General features: G+C 73.7%; 12 protein-coding genes and 2 pseudogenes. 5 read left to right on the top strand and 9 right to left on the bottom strand.

The window, feature by feature from the left end; all coding sequences use genetic code 11:
• The first annotated feature begins 42 nt into the window (after positions 1-42).
• Both AB0G16_RS29790 and AB0G16_RS29785 read left to right on the top strand, forming a co-directional pair.
• Positions 43-750, top strand: a complete 708-nt coding sequence (locus tag AB0G16_RS29790; protein ID WP_362812199.1) for a dihydrofolate reductase family protein — start codon at positions 43-45, stop codon at positions 748-750.
• Positions 751-1,031: 281 nt separating this feature from the next.
• Positions 1,032-1,556 carry a hypothetical protein gene (locus AB0G16_RS29785; protein WP_362812196.1) on the top strand — a complete coding sequence of 175 codons (525 nt, stop codon included), beginning with the start codon at positions 1,032-1,034 and terminating at the stop codon, positions 1,554-1,556.
• On the opposite strand, the gene AB0G16_RS29780 is transcribed toward AB0G16_RS29785, so the two are convergent.
• From AB0G16_RS29780 to AB0G16_RS29770, 3 genes are all read right to left on the bottom strand, one after another.
• On the bottom strand, positions 1,551-1,988 hold the full coding sequence (locus tag AB0G16_RS29780) for a GNAT family N-acetyltransferase (protein WP_362812193.1): 438 nt from the start codon (positions 1,986-1,988) through the stop codon (positions 1,551-1,553). The two genes, AB0G16_RS29785 and AB0G16_RS29780, sit on opposite strands and share 6 nt — an antisense overlap.
• A 190-nt stretch (positions 1,989-2,178) precedes the next feature.
• Positions 2,179-2,973: a hypothetical protein gene (locus AB0G16_RS29775; RefSeq protein ID WP_362812190.1), complete on the bottom strand. Its 795-nt coding sequence runs from the start codon at positions 2,971-2,973 to the stop codon at positions 2,179-2,181.
• The gene (locus tag AB0G16_RS29770) at positions 2,970-4,355 is read right to left on the bottom strand and encodes an alpha/beta hydrolase (protein WP_362812187.1); all 1,386 of its coding nucleotides are present in this window, start codon (positions 4,353-4,355) and stop codon (positions 2,970-2,972) included. The genes AB0G16_RS29775 and AB0G16_RS29770 overlap by 4 nt, the downstream gene beginning before the upstream one ends.
• 100 nt (positions 4,356-4,455) lie before the next feature.
• On the opposite strand from AB0G16_RS29770, the gene AB0G16_RS29765 reads away from it, so the two are divergent.
• Positions 4,456-5,547: a histidine kinase gene (locus AB0G16_RS29765; RefSeq protein WP_362812184.1), complete on the top strand. Its 1,092-nt coding sequence runs from the start codon at positions 4,456-4,458 to the stop codon at positions 5,545-5,547.
• Positions 5,544-6,200 carry a response regulator transcription factor gene (locus AB0G16_RS29760; RefSeq protein WP_362812181.1) on the top strand — a complete coding sequence of 219 codons (657 nt, stop codon included), beginning with the start codon at positions 5,544-5,546 and terminating at the stop codon, positions 6,198-6,200. Before AB0G16_RS29765 ends, AB0G16_RS29760 begins: the two co-directional genes overlap by 4 nt.
• Positions 6,201-6,403: 203 nt before the next feature.
• Here AB0G16_RS29760 and AB0G16_RS29755 read toward each other — a convergent pair whose 3' ends face one another.
• Entirely contained in the window at positions 6,404-7,918 is a 1,515-nt protein-coding gene (locus tag AB0G16_RS29755) for a ricin-type beta-trefoil lectin domain protein (RefSeq protein WP_362812179.1), read from the bottom strand.
• Positions 7,919-8,102: 184 nt separating this feature from the next.
• On the opposite strand from AB0G16_RS29755, the gene AB0G16_RS29750 reads away from it, so the two are divergent.
• Positions 8,103-8,690: an XRE family transcriptional regulator gene (locus AB0G16_RS29750; RefSeq protein ID WP_362812176.1), complete on the top strand. Its 588-nt coding sequence runs from the start codon at positions 8,103-8,105 to the stop codon at positions 8,688-8,690.
• Between the two features lie 383 nt (positions 8,691-9,073).
• Here the strand turns inward: AB0G16_RS29750 and AB0G16_RS29745 are convergent.
• The 5 genes and pseudogenes from AB0G16_RS29745 to AB0G16_RS29725 form a co-directional block, all read right to left on the bottom strand.
• Positions 9,074-9,262, bottom strand: a pseudogene (locus AB0G16_RS29745) (MerR family transcriptional regulator); the annotation flags it as partial.
• Positions 9,263-9,341: 79 nt separating this feature from the next.
• Complete coding sequence (locus tag AB0G16_RS29740; protein ID WP_362812173.1) at positions 9,342-9,986, bottom strand: hypothetical protein; 645 nt, start codon at positions 9,984-9,986, stop codon at positions 9,342-9,344.
• A gap of 228 nt (positions 9,987-10,214) precedes the next feature.
• A complete protein-coding gene (locus AB0G16_RS29735; RefSeq protein ID WP_362812169.1) occupies positions 10,215-11,564 on the bottom strand; it encodes an AI-2E family transporter in 1,350 nt (449 codons plus the stop codon).
• 84 nt (positions 11,565-11,648) lie between these two features.
• Positions 11,649-12,947 carry a hypothetical protein gene (locus tag AB0G16_RS29730; RefSeq protein WP_362812166.1) on the bottom strand — a complete coding sequence of 433 codons (1,299 nt, stop codon included), beginning with the start codon at positions 12,945-12,947 and terminating at the stop codon, positions 11,649-11,651.
• Between the two features lie 110 nt (positions 12,948-13,057).
• A pseudogene (locus tag AB0G16_RS29725) lies at positions 13,058-13,381 on the bottom strand (phospholipid carrier-dependent glycosyltransferase); the annotation flags it as partial.

The raw sequence follows: 13,381 nt of genomic DNA, 5'->3' as shown, positions 1-13,381 counted from the left end.
GAACGGGCCCACCGAGGGGCCCGCACGAAGGGGCGGAACGACATGACCAAGGTGACGGCACAGATGTCGATCTCACTTGACGGCCACTACGCCGGCCCGCGCCACGACGGCACGGGGAGCTGGCTGGAGTCGGCGGAGGCCGCGGGCTTCTACCGGATCACCCGATGGGCGGTCGACGCCATGGCCTGGCGCGAGCGGCAGGGTTTCCGGGGCGGTGAGGACGACGTCGACTCCGACATCATCGCCGAGTCGTTCGAGGCGGCCGGGGCGTACGTCATGGGGCGGAACATGATGGACGGGGGAGAGGTGCCCTGGGGCGAGGAGCCGCCCTTCCGCGCGCCGGTGTTCGTCGTGACCCACCGCCCCCGCGAGGTCCTGAGGCGCAGGGGCGGGACCAGCTTCACCTACGTCACCGACGGGGTCGCCGGCGCCGTCGAGCAGGCCCGCGCGGTCGCGGGCGGCAAGAACGTGGCGATCGCCGGGGGCGGCACCCTGCTGCGCCAGGTCGTCAAGGCCGGTCTGCTGGACGAGCTGGAGCTGCACATCGTCCCGACCGTCCTGGGCGCCGGGATGCGCCTGTTCGACGCCGACCTCGACCTCGCGGTGAAGGAGGCGATCGAGCTCACGCCCGTCCGGGTCGTCCACACCCCGAAGGTCACCCACATCCGCTACACCGTCGACGGGCGGGAGGCCCTCGTCCTGGACGACCGCGGCAGGGGCGGCGGCCCGCGCGGAACCGACGCGCCGTAACCCCCGGACCGCCGCGAACGCCGTGAACCCGCGAACGCGGGAACGCGGGAACGCGGGAACGCGGGAACGCGGGAACGCCGGCGACCTGAGGGCACCGTGAGCGCGGGAACACCGGGGAGGCCCTGACGGGTCTCCCCGGCCACTCCTCCCGGCCTCGGGTCCCCCGCTCACCGGCCACCGGCGGCGGGCGGACGACATCGGGCGACGGGAACCTCGGCCTTTTTTGGATAGCGCAACTATCCAATATTGGGTAGTATCGCTATCCAAGGAAAGGGAATCCCATGACCCTGATCGTTCTCGTCGTCGCCACGCTGTGCTTCCGCCTGCTGGGCGCGGTGTCCCACCTGACGCGCTTCTCCACCTGGCGGGTGAGCGCCGCGCACGGGCTGGCCGTCATGCTGGTGATGACGGCCACCGCCCACTTCGTCCCGTCGGACGTGACCGTCATGCCCAACCACGCCGACATGACGGCCATGGTCCCGCCGTTCGTCCCGTTCCCCGCCCTCGTGGTGTACCTGACCGGCGTCCTTGAGCTGGCCGGGGCGGTGGGGCTGGTGCTGACGGCCACCCGGCGGGCGGCCGGGATCTGCCTGGCGCTGCTGTTCGTGCTCATGCTCCCGGCCAACGTCCACGCCGCGCTGGCCGGGGTCACCCTGGCGGGGGAGCCGGCGACGCCGCTGTGGCAGCGCGTCCCCGAGCAGATCCTCTACATCGGCGTGGCCCTCTGGGCGGCGGGGGTCGCCGGGGGACGACGCCCGAGGGCTTCGGCCCCCCGGGCCGCCCCCGTCAGAGGGGTCGTGTCATGAACACGCTGTGCGGGTCGGGCCGGTAGTCCCCGAAGGGTTCGCAGTAGCCGAACCCGAACTTCTCGTACAGCCTGCGGGCAGGAAGAAGCCGGCCGCGCCGGTCTCGAGGCTGAGGCGGGCAAGGCCCATGCGCCGTGCCTCGGAGATGATGTGCTCCAGCAGCAGGGAGGCGGTCCCGCTCCGCTTGCGGGACGGCGCGGTACGCATCGACTTGACCTCGGCGTGTTCCGCGTCCAGCCGCTTGATCGCGCCGCAGCCCACCAGGTCGCCGTCGTCCAGGACCGACCAGAAGGTGATCTCGGGCCTGCGGAGCGCGTCGAGATCGAGGGCGTGCTTGCTCTCCGGAGGTGTGATGGACCGCATCTCGCGAACGTGCTCGTCGAGGAACCCGGCGATCTCCGGACCGGAGAGGTCGTCGACGATGATCTTCATGGTGCCCGCCTTTCCCCGCGTCGGCACAGGGGAGCGTACGGCCGGTCGATGTCGGGGGTGTGACCGGGCGGTGCCAAGGGTGTGACCGGGCCGCGCGCGGGTCACGGCCGGGCCGCGCGCGGGCCGGAGCCGGTCGGCGTGGAGGCCACGGCCGACCGGCACGAAGGACGCGGCCGGTCGGTGGGGGGGATCAGGGCCGGGACGGCGGCGCGTGGCCCGTGATCCCCGTGACCTCCGCGAAGGACCCACCCGCCGACAGCCGTGCGGTGAGGTCCCGCACCGCTCGCGGCCCGCCGCCCGCCCCGGCCCAGCGGCTCACCCGGCAGGCGGCCTCGGCGTAGACCCGCCGGTCGGCGGACGCGGCGTGCAGCCAGTCCTCCAGCGTGGCCGGGAGCGCCGGGCGGGGCTCGGCCAGGCATCGGTCGCCGGCCGGGGAGAGGTACCGGGGGTCGTCGCTGACCAGGACCGCGAGCCCTTCGTTGAACCACTGGGGGACCTCGCCGCCGAGACGGGCGTGCAGTTCCACGTGTGACATCTCGTGGGAGGCGATCACGGGGTCGGCGCCGCGCGGGGAGAGCATCACCGCGCGGTTCAGCACGGCGACGCCGCGTTCCCCGCCGCCGCCGATCCGGCGGTAGCAGTCGTCGGTGAGGCACACCAGGACGTCCGGCGAGCTCTTCCGCCCGCCGTAGAAGTCGCTCACCCGCCGGTTCGCCCGCTCGACGACCTCGATCACCTGGCGGCGCCGCTCCGGGGACAGGCCCGGCTCCGTGTACAGGCCGGGCCGGAGCCGTTCCAGTCCGTAGCAGCCGGGGCAGGTGGTGGCCGCGACGGAGGGGAAGGCCAGCGCCGTCACGGCCACGGCGGCGACGAGCAGGACGGCGAGGACGGCGAGGAGGACGACTGCCACCCGGCGCGGGGTCAACCGGCGTCCCCCACGGGGGGTGCCGGACTCACCGGTCGTTCCGGTCTCCCGATCGATCATGGGCACACGGTACCCGGGGACGGCAGCCGGCGGGTGGTGACGTATCTGCTGACGTGGTCGATGACGCACGGGTTGGCCATCGCGGCGAAGAGGTTGTGGCCGGGCCCGTCGTACTGGATCGTCCGGCTGCCCGGGATCCGCCGGGCGACCCGCCGGGTGGAGTCGAAGTCCAGCCATGTGCCCGCTCCCAGGACGGGGGGCAGGTCACGGGGCATCGGCGCGGGCGGGTTGGCCACCGGTGCCGGCCAGCCGGCGCAGGTGACCGGCAGGTGCCACGCGAGCGGGAACGCGGCACCGGTGTCGGGGGCGATCGCGCGCAGCCGCCGGACCGCGCGCGCCAGCTCCGCCTGCCCGGCCGGGCGCGGGAAGTCGAGGCACTCCTTCACCCCGCCGCCGGGAAGGCCGGGGTACGGCTCACGGGCGGACAGGGCGAAGCCGGAGGCGTCGCCGCCCTCGGCCGCGGTGACGGCCGCCACGAGCTCGTCCCACCGCGCCGGGCCCGGCCGGAGCTTCAGGAATCCGAGCGCCCGTATCTGCGTCCCGTCGAAGCGGGCGTTCACCGAGGGGGCGGGGATCGGCTCGCGGTCCGCCGCGGCGATCAGCGACCGCCAGCGCCTCCTCGTGCCGGGGGGCGCCCAGTCGAAGAAGCGCTCGATGAGGCGTTCGTTCTCCCGGGCCTGGGCGTCGAGTTCCCGCCGCCAGTCGCGCACGGCGTGGTTCCGGGTGCCGTCGATGTAGATCGTCCGTACCCTGCCGGGGAACAGCCGGGCGTAGGACTGCGCGATGGTGCCGCCGTAGGAGAGACCGATGAAGTTCATCCGGTCCTCGCCCAGGGCGTGCCGGACGGCGTCGGCGTCCCGGGCGTCGCTCGCCGAGTCCATGTGGTCGAAGAGCTCGGGGTCGGTGTCGCGGCACCTGTCGCCCCTGGCCCTGTTGGCCTCGGCGAGCCGGTCGAATCCGGCCTGGTCGGCCGGGAACGCCGGGGTGCGCAGCAGCCCCCAGTCGCAGCGCAGCACCGGGCTGCTCAGCCCGGGGTAGCCGCGCGGGTCCCAGGTCACGACGTCCATGGACGCGCGGATCTTGTCGAAGACGGCCGGGCGGGAGAGCATCGTGGCGATCTGGTGTCCCTGGGGCCCGCCGAAGTTGACCAGCACCGCTCCCTTCCTGACCCCGGTGGCGGGCAGGCGCGCCACCTTCAGAGTGATCTTCCGGTCGCTCCCGGGCGACAGGGCGACGGCCAGGTCCGCGCACCGCGGTTCGGACGTGCCCGCGCCGGGGCAGGCGCCCCATTCGAGCCCTCCGGGCGCCGGGGGCGCCGGGGGCGTCGCGGATGCCGGGAGCGGTGACGCGAGGACGACCAGCGCCATGAGTGATGTGAGCATGCCCGAACGCTAGGGACGCGGGAACGGTGCGGTCTGCCGCCGAAAGTCGTCGATCGTGTTCACGAAAGTGGACGGACGGGCGGTCAGTAGGGTGATGCCCATGGTGAGGTATGTCCTCGTCGCCGCGGTGGCGGCCGCCGACACGGCACTGCTGTGGCTGGACGGGGCGGGGGGATGGGCACTCGCCGCGTACGCCGTGTCGGTGGCGGCGGTGATGGCGGCGGTGAGCCGCCTGCCGTTCGCGGCCTTTCTCGCCGCCCTGGCGCTGGCGGTGTTCACCGGCGGGTCGCTGGCGCTGCTGGTCTGCACCGGTTTCCACGCGGGTCACCGCCTCCGCACCCGTGCCGACGCGGTCGTGACGGCCGTCGTGCTCGCCGCGTACGTGGGAGTGGTCCTGTCGGTCGCCCAGCGCGCGCCCGGCGGTCAGGAGGCGTGGACGGTGCCGGCGCGGGCCGTGGTGCTCACCGTGCCGCCCCTGCTGGCGGGCCGGTACCTGGCCCGGCAGCGGGAGCACCTGCGCGGGGAGAGGGACCTCGTCGCCGAGCGCGAGCGGCTGCGCATCTCCCGTGACATGCACGACTCGCTGGGGCACCTGCTCAGCCTGGTGTCCGTGCGGGCCGCGGCGCTGGAGGTGGGCCCGCTCCCGGAGGACCAGCGGCGGGCGGTGCACGGTCTCGCCGCGGCCGCGCGTACGGCGGCGGCCGAGCTGCACCACGTGGTCGGCGCGCTCCGCCGGCACGAGGGTCCCGGCCTGGAGGGGATCGACGGCCTCGTCGCGCGCTTCCGGGCGGCCGGAGCCGCGGTGACGGTCGAGACGTCAGGCCGGAGCGCCCCGCTCCCGGGCGGGGACGCGGCCCACGCCGCCTACCGGGTCGTCCGGGAGGGACTGACCAACGCGGCCAAGCACGCTCCGGGCGCGCCGGTCACCCTGTCCCTCGACTGGCAGCCCGACGCGCTCCTCGTCACCGTGGCCAACCCGGCACCCCACCGCGCTCCCCCCGGCGGCATCGACGGCGCCGACGGGATCGACGGCGCCGACGGGATCGACGGCACCGGCGGGACCGGTCTGGCGGGGCTGTCGGAGAGCGTCGGCGCGGCCGGTGGACTGCTGCGCGTCCGGCCGGGGCCCCACGAGTTCAGGCTGGTCGCGATGCTGCCGCTGGCACCGGCCGGCGCCGGGGCCGTCGCGTGATCAGGGTGCTGATCGCCGACGACGAACCCCTCATCACCGCGGGCATCCGCGCGGTCCTGGAGTCGGCCGGGGACATCGAGGTGGTGGCCGTCGCGCGCGACGGCCGCGAGGCGGTCGAGACCGCCGGCCGGCGCCACGTCGACGTGGCCCTGCTGGACATCTCCATGCCGGTGATGGACGGCCTGGCCGCGGCGGCGGAACTGGCGGGACCGCGCGTGGTGATCCTCACCGCCTTCGGCGACGAGGAGAACGTCCGGCGGGCCGTACGGCAGGGCGTGTCCGGGTTCGTGCTGAAGACCTGCGCCCCGGAGGAACTGGTCCGGGCGGTGCGCGCCGCGCACGCCGGGCAGGCGTACCTGTCACCCGCCGTGGCCCGGCAGGTGCTCGACATGGCCGGCTCCGGCGACGGCCGGGGACCGGGCGACGGCCGGCGCGGGCACGACGCCTCCCGCCGGCTGGCAGCCCTGACGGCCCGCGAGGCGGACGTCCTCGCCCTGGTCGCCGAGGGGCTGTCCAACGCCGAGGCCGGGCGGCGGCTCCACATGACCGAGGCCACCGTCAAGACCTACATGAGCCGCGTCCTGGCCAAGCTCGGCTGCGCCAACCGGGTGCAGGCGGCCCTGCTGCTCCGCGACGCGACCTCGCGGCACTGACAGCGGGGGCACCCGCGGCGGGACCCCGACCCGCGGGGCGGGGCGCGGGACGGGGGAGGGCGGAGGAGGACGAACGGCAGACGGCCGCCGGGGCGGCGGGCCGGGGCGTCCCGGACCCGTCGCCCCGGCGGCCGCCGTCGTGCGCGGGTGTCACCTCGACCGCGGCTGTCACCCCGTCCGGGCCTCACCGCGGGCGTACGGGGTCAGCCGCGACGCCACTTCTGGTTGGCGCCGCCGAGGCAGTCCCACTGCTGCAGTTGCGTGCCGTTGCCGCCCCAGCTCGTGACGTCCACGCACTTGTTGGACTGCGGGTTGACCAGGTCGCCGGCTCCGCTGAGGACGAACTGCTGCGCCGGGTTGCCGCTGCAGTTGGCGAGCTGGATGGCGGCGCCGTTGGCGGTGGAGCCCCAGGCCACGTCCATGCACATCCCCATGGCCCGCACGGTGCCGTCACCGGGGAAGGTCCAGGTCTGGGCGGGGGTGGTGTTGCAGTCCCACACCCGCAGGCGCTTGCCGTCGGCGGGGATCCCGTCGGGGATGTCGATGCACCTGTCCTGCCAGCCGATGAGCCGGCTGCCGCCCCCGCCGCCGGTCGTGGTCAGGGTCAGCCCGTACGCGCCGAGGATCTCGTTGAGCGGCTGGTAGAAGGTGTGCCCGCCGTTGGAGCAGTTGCCGGCGCCGCCGGAGGTCACGCCCTGGGCCTGGTCGCCGGTGATGTAGGCGCCGCCCGAGTCGCCGCCCTCGGCGCAGGCGCTGGTCTGGGTCAGCCCGTGGACCAGGGAACCGGAGTAGTTGACGGTCACGTTCTTGGCCTGGACGACGCCACAGCGCCAGCCGGTGGTCCGCCCGGAGCGGCAGATCGAGGCTCCGACCACGGCCTCCTGGGAGCCGGCCACGGGCACGTTGCCGCCGCCGTAGTTGTTCACCCACGGGCGGGGCGTCCAGTTCCCGTTGGTGCGCACCCAGGCGTAGTCGTTGCCCGGGAACGACGAGCCCGCGAAGGTGCCCTGGGAGACGTTGTTGTGGCCGAGGGTGGGGCTGCCGGTGCCGCCGCAGTGCCCGGCGGTGACGAAGCCGCCGTTGTTGACCGAGAAGCCCACCGAGCACAGCGTGTTGCCGTTGATGACGTACTGGTCGCCGCCGCGGATGTCGTAGAGGGTCCTGGGCGCCTCGCCGACGGCCACGCGCACCGCGCCGGAGTCGACGTCGCCGGCCCTGACGAAGCGCTCGGCGGCCGAGCGGTCGGCCGCCGAGACCACCACGGTGTTCGCGGCCACGTCCACGTACCAGGTGTGCACGTCCTTGCCCGCGCGGCCGGCGGCCCGGTCGAGGGCGTCCTTGGTGGCGGTCAGCTGCCGCTCGCTGCGCGGCACCGGCACGGGCACCGCGCCGGCGGCGCGGACCACGGCGGCGTCGGCGTCGGTCACGACACCGACGGCCAGCCGTTCCTCGCCGGGGGCGAACCAGGCGCCGGCGAACCGGTCGGCCAGGCGGGCGCGGAGCCTCTTCTCCACCACGGAGGCCGCGGCCTCGTGCGCCTGCCGTACGCGGACCTCGGTGGCGGACAGCCCGAGGTCGCGCTGCAGCGCCTGCTCGGCGGTGGCCGCCCCGGGCGGGGTCGGGGCGGGTCCGGGCACCGTGGCGGCCTGCGCCGACACGGGCGGGAGGACGAGCGCGGCGGCGAGTACCGCCACGCCGGTCAGCATGCTGAATCTCACGACGGGTCCTTCGAGTGGGGGGTGGACGAGGCGTGAGAGCGCTCTCAGGAAAGAAACTTTTCATTTCTTACAGATGAAGTCAATAAGCGTCCGGGGGGTAATGCGATCAGCGGGCGGCCCGCCCGCGCGGCGGCCGGCGCGTGATCCGCCGCGGATCACCCCGCCGGTGCAGCACTATGGAGGGGTGGACGACCTTGACGACGTACTGCACGCGGTGGGTCCCCGGCTGCGGTCGCTGCGGCAGAGCAGGGGGGTCACCCTCGCCCAGCTCTCCACGACGACCGGGATCTCGGTGAGCACGCTCTCACGGCTGGAGGCCGGGCAGCGCAGGCCGACGCTGGAGCTCCTGCTGCCGCTCGCGCGGGCCCACCAGGTGCCGCTCGACGAGCTCGTCGGCGCGCCCGTGACCGGCGACCCCCGGGTCCACCCGCGCCCCTTCCAGCGGCACGGGATGACGTTCGTCCCGCTGACGCGCCGCCCCGGCGGCCTGCAGGCCTACAAGATGGTGGTCCCGGTGAACTGGCCCTCGCACGAGCCCGAGATGCAGGTCCACGAGGGCTACGAGTGGATGTACGTGCTGTCCGGCAGGGTCCGGCTGCGGCTCAACGACAGGGACGTGCTGCTGAACGCCGGAGAGGTGGCCGAGTTCGACACCCGGATCCCGCACTTCTTCGCCAACCCCGGGCCCGGGGCGGCGGAACTGCTCAGCCTGTTCGGCCCCCAGGGCGAACGGGCGCACGTCAGGGCCCGGCCACGGGAGGGTCCCCGCTGACGGCACCTCACCCCGGCACGCGACCGGCGGCGGGGTCCGGACGCCCACCGGGGCGCAGGGCGCCGCGCGAGCGCCTCGGGCTCGGTGAGCGGCCGGAGCAGGTCGAGCACCCGGGCCCGGCCGGCCGGGCCGGTCACGGTGTCCATGAGCGCCAGCAGCTCGCGGTCGGCCGCGGCGGACGCCGAGCCCTCGACGGACAGGTCGCGCAGCACCGACGCCATCTCCGCGGAGACGGCCGCGTCGGGATGCGGGTCGGCCTCCGCGAGCAGCGCGGCCAGCCGTTCCCGCCGGGCGGCGATGGCCCTCTCCTGCCCGGCCAGGTCGGCGTCCAGCTCCAGGAGCACCTCGCGCAGCTCCCGGCCCCGGTCGTCGGCCAGCACGTCGCGGATCTCGTCCAGCGACAGGCCCAGCTCGGCCAGCCGCCGCACGCGGGCCAGGACGACCGCGTCGCGCAACCGGTAGGTCCGGTAGCCGTTGGCCCGGCGCTCGGGCTCGGGAAGGAGGCCCAGGTGGTGGTAGTGACGCACGGTCCGGGTGGACACCCCGACCAGCGCGGCGAGCTCGCCGATCATCATGTCCCCATTAGAGACGTTGACGTCGCGGCAAGGTCAACCGCGTCCGGCCGGGAGGGGGCGGACGTCGGGGGAGGGGTCAGAGGTCGTGGTTCTCGATGGCCTGCTTCAGGGCGGTCTGCGTCGCCCGGTGGGAGGCGACCCCGTTCGCGAGGGCGAAGTCGATCATCGAGGTGTCCGCCTCGAAGGTGAGGTACTCGGTCACCTCGGTCCTCGCACCGGACAGCCTCGTGAAGACGATTCTCTGGTGGGTGACGACGCCCGGGAACGTCCAGCTGTCCGTCTCGTAGTAGTGCCCCTGGTAGTTGACGCGCTGCTGGGCGTGCGTGTCGACGGTGACGGTCGTGCCCTCGTAGGGGATCTCCTCGACGGCGGTCAGGTCGATGTGGCGCTCGGCCCCCACGAACCGGTCCCTGTGGGTGACGACCCGCTTCAGGAAGGAGTGCTTGCCGATGTGGTTGCTGAAGTCGAGGTACGCCGGGAACACCCGGGCGATCGGGGCGTCGATCACGATGGAGATGCTGTCCTGGGCCCGGCTCCGTCCCGAGTCCGGCGCGGGCGGCGTGTTCTCGTGGAACCGGTGGGTGTCCCACGCGGCCTGCCACTCGGCGGCGAGCCGGGCGTCGTCCGCGGGGGTGGCGGCGTGGGCCGGGCCGGGGAGAGCGGTGAGGACGAGGGTGGCGGCGAACAGCTGGGCCGCAAGAAGTCGGAGGTGCTTCTTCACGTAGACCCCAAGAAGAGACAGTAGTTACAAACGATCTTTTATCTCATCTTCCTGCGATCCAGGGGCTTTCAAGGCGAAGAAGGGAAAAATCTTTCCGGGAACGGTGGGTTCGCGGGCGAACAGACCCGGAACGGCGGGTCCGGGGACGCGGGTCCTGGAACGGCCGGCCCGGGGAACGGCCGGCCCGGGAACGGCCGGCGCGGCCGTGGCGGACCCGGGGCGGGCCGGTCAGGAGCGCTCCTGCCGGGGCAGGACCACCTCCCGGACGATGAGCAGGACCGCGGCGACGATCGGGATGCCGAGCAGCGCCCCCAGCACGCCGAGCAGCGCGCCGCCCAGCAGGGCGCCGACGATCGTGGCCAGCGGCGGCACGTCGACCGAGCTCTTCATCACGGCCGGCGCGATCCAGTAGTTCTCGATCTGCTGGTAGATCGTGAAGAAGATCAGGCAGACGATGCCGACGGTCGGGGAGACGAAGAACCCGACCAGGGAGGCGACGCCCGCGCCGATGAAGGCGCCGACCAGCGGGATGAGGTCGGTGAGCGCCACGATCAGGGACAGCGCCAGCGCGTAGGGGACCTCCATGATGCTCAGGAAGATGAAGGTCGTGACACCGGCGATGAGCGAGATGATCAGGTTCCCGGCGACGTACCCGCCGATGCTGTCGATGATCTGGTCGCCCAGCAGGGCCGCGCGGTTGCGGCGGGTCCGGGGGAACAGCCGGTAGGCCATCCTCTTGAGCGTCTTGAGCGAGCCCAGGAAGTAGAGCGTCAGCACCAGGACCGTCAGCGAGTTGAAGACCGCGCCGATGACGACCGACCCGATGCCGAGCACGCCGCCGAACATCTGGGTGCCGAAGTCCCCGCTCGTCACGTACTGCTGGAGCTTCTCCAGGAGCTGGAAGCGCTGGTCCAGGTCGCGGATGAGCGGGTTGTCCTGAAGCTCCTGGACGTACTGCGGGAGCTCGGCGACGAACTGCGTGGACTGCGTGGTCAGCGGGGGGACGATGGCCAGCCCGAAGACGACGAAGACCAGGATGACGCCCAGGAAGACGACGGTGATGGCGCCCGGCCGCGGGACGCGGCGCCGCTGGAGGAACTCGACCGCCGGGTTCAGGCCGATGGCCAGGAAGAGCGAGACGATGATGAGGATCAGCACCGAGCTGACCGTCACCACCGCCTGCACCAGCCACCAGGCGGTGAGCACGCCCAGGGCGGCGGTGAAACCGAACACGAACGGGTTGCCGCTCATCGAGCGCCCGGGACGACCGAACGGGAGGGCCTGGGGGACGGCGACGGGCGCCTCCGGCGGGACGGGCCTGTCCGGGGCGGCGGCCGCGGCCCTGCCGGGGGGAGCGGGCGCGACACCGGGCAGCACGAGCGGTCCCGCCGAGGTCAGGATCGGTTCGGGAGCCCCGGTGGGCGCGACGGTCTCCTCCGGTACGGCGGGCTGCGCGGGCGCGGGGGCCCCTTCCGGTACGGAGGGCTGCGCGGGCGCCTTCGGTCCCTTCGGCGGGACACCGGAGGCGGGCGGGGAGGATGCCGCCGGGGAGCGACCGGCGGAGGTGGACTCGGGCACCTGTGGCCCCTGCCCGATCCGGCGGAAGATAGTCGCTTTACCGCCGGCGTCCCTCCCCAGGTCGTCGCGCGAATTCCGATCGGGTCAGGTCAGGTGGACGTACTGGCGGGGGCGCAGGGCGTGACCGCGCAGGGCGGCCAGGGCGGCGGAGCGGCCGGCCGGGGTGAGACGGCCGCCGGCCCGCAGGCCGAAGGCGTCCAGGCGCTTTCCCAGCTCGTTGAGGGAGGCGTCGACCTCGCCGGTCTGCCACTCCGCGCAGTCGATCACCGCGGCGACGTGGTCGCGGTCGGCGGGCGCGCCGTCGGCGAGCAGCATCAGCGCCACCTCCCTGGCCGAGGCGCGGAAGCCGTTCTCCCCGGACTCGGGGGCGAGCAGCGCGGCCGCGGCGGTCTCCCAGAGCAAATCGGGGTCGCCCAGCAGGCGCTCACCCGCCGGGGTGGTCACCAGGCGCCTGCCGGCCTGCCGCAGCGCGCCCATCTGCCCCTGGGCCACCTCGCGCACGGCCGCCAGCTCGGCGCCGCTCCAGACGCTCTCCGCGAGCACGGAACGGGCCAGGTTGTGCCGCTGGGTCAGCGGGACGCCGCCGGGGCGCAGGCCGGCGGCCAGCAGCCAGCGCAGCGCGTCCAGGTGGGCCTCCCGCGGCGCCGGGACGGGGGCGTGCAGCCGTACCTCGAAGGGCTGGGCGAGCTCACGCCAGGCGGTGCCGCGGCCCAGCACCCAGCGGTTGAGCCGCTCGCCCTGGACGCGGTGGAGCCAGTTGTCGCCGCCCAGCTCGGGGCGGGGCGTGGTGAGCCAGCGGCTGGTGAGCCGCCGACGCCCCTCCGCGGACGGCGGCGACCCGCCGTGCCCGTCACGTTCACCGTGCCCGTCGTGCCCGTCGTGTTCGGTATGTCCGCCGGGCGCGCCGGGGTCGGGGACGATCTCGCCGGAGACGATGGCCAGTTCCAGCGCGGCCGAGCAGGCGCCGTGCGCGCCCAGCTCCTCCGGACCCATGATCGAACTCCACCGGAGCTCGGGAACGTCGGGCGGGAGCACGCCCGTCGCGTCCAGGGCGCCCTGGTAGGCCGCCGCCCCGGCGTCCTCGCCCAGCCGGGCGTAGACGCGCAGGATGTGGGCGGTCGTGGACGAGAAGCAGAGCGCGGCGTAGCGCTCAAGCCCGCCCAGCCGCAGCAGGCGGCCCAGCGCGCGGGCGATCGCGTGGCGGTCCCCGGTGGCCTTGCAGGGCAGGGTGTACCAGAGGAACTCGCACACGTTGAGCTGGGTGATCGTCTCCAGCGGCTCGCCGCCGGTCAGCCAGTCGACCGCGCTGCGGGCGTGCTCGGCCGAGGCGGGCTCGGAACGCTCCAGCTCGGACAGGAGTGCGGCCACGTCCGGTGCAGGCATGCCTCGAAGTCTGCCGTATGCGGGCCTGCTCTGACGATGAACATGACGTAATGGATCCTGCACGGCGCCTACCCTAAGAAATGTCTTCCAAGTGCCTCATATCCGGGCGCTCAGATCCAGCCCTTCTTGAAGAGCATTCGTGAACTCCACTCGGCGTACGGGATGAGCTCGCCGGTGAGCACCGGGTACAGCCACCAGAAGTTGACCAGCGCGAGCAGGGCGAAGGCGCCCACGACCGCGGCACCGGCCATCCGCCGGCGCGGAGAGGCGCCCGCCGGGCCGAGGACCAGCCCCGCCGCGAGCACGATCGCCAGGATCATGAAGGGCACCATGGGGATCGCGTAGAACAGGAACATGGTCCGGTTGTCGGCGATCGCCCAGTAGAACCAGGGCAGCCAGCCGGCGGCGTAGGCGAGCAGGACGGCTCCGGCGCG

Source organism: Streptosporangium sp. NPDC023615 (assembly GCF_040640155.1).
Classification (GTDB): Bacteria; Actinomycetota; Actinomycetes; order Streptosporangiales; family Streptosporangiaceae; genus Streptosporangium.
Note: the sequence above shows the minus strand (reverse complement) of the source record. Positions and strands in the feature narration are given on the sequence as shown.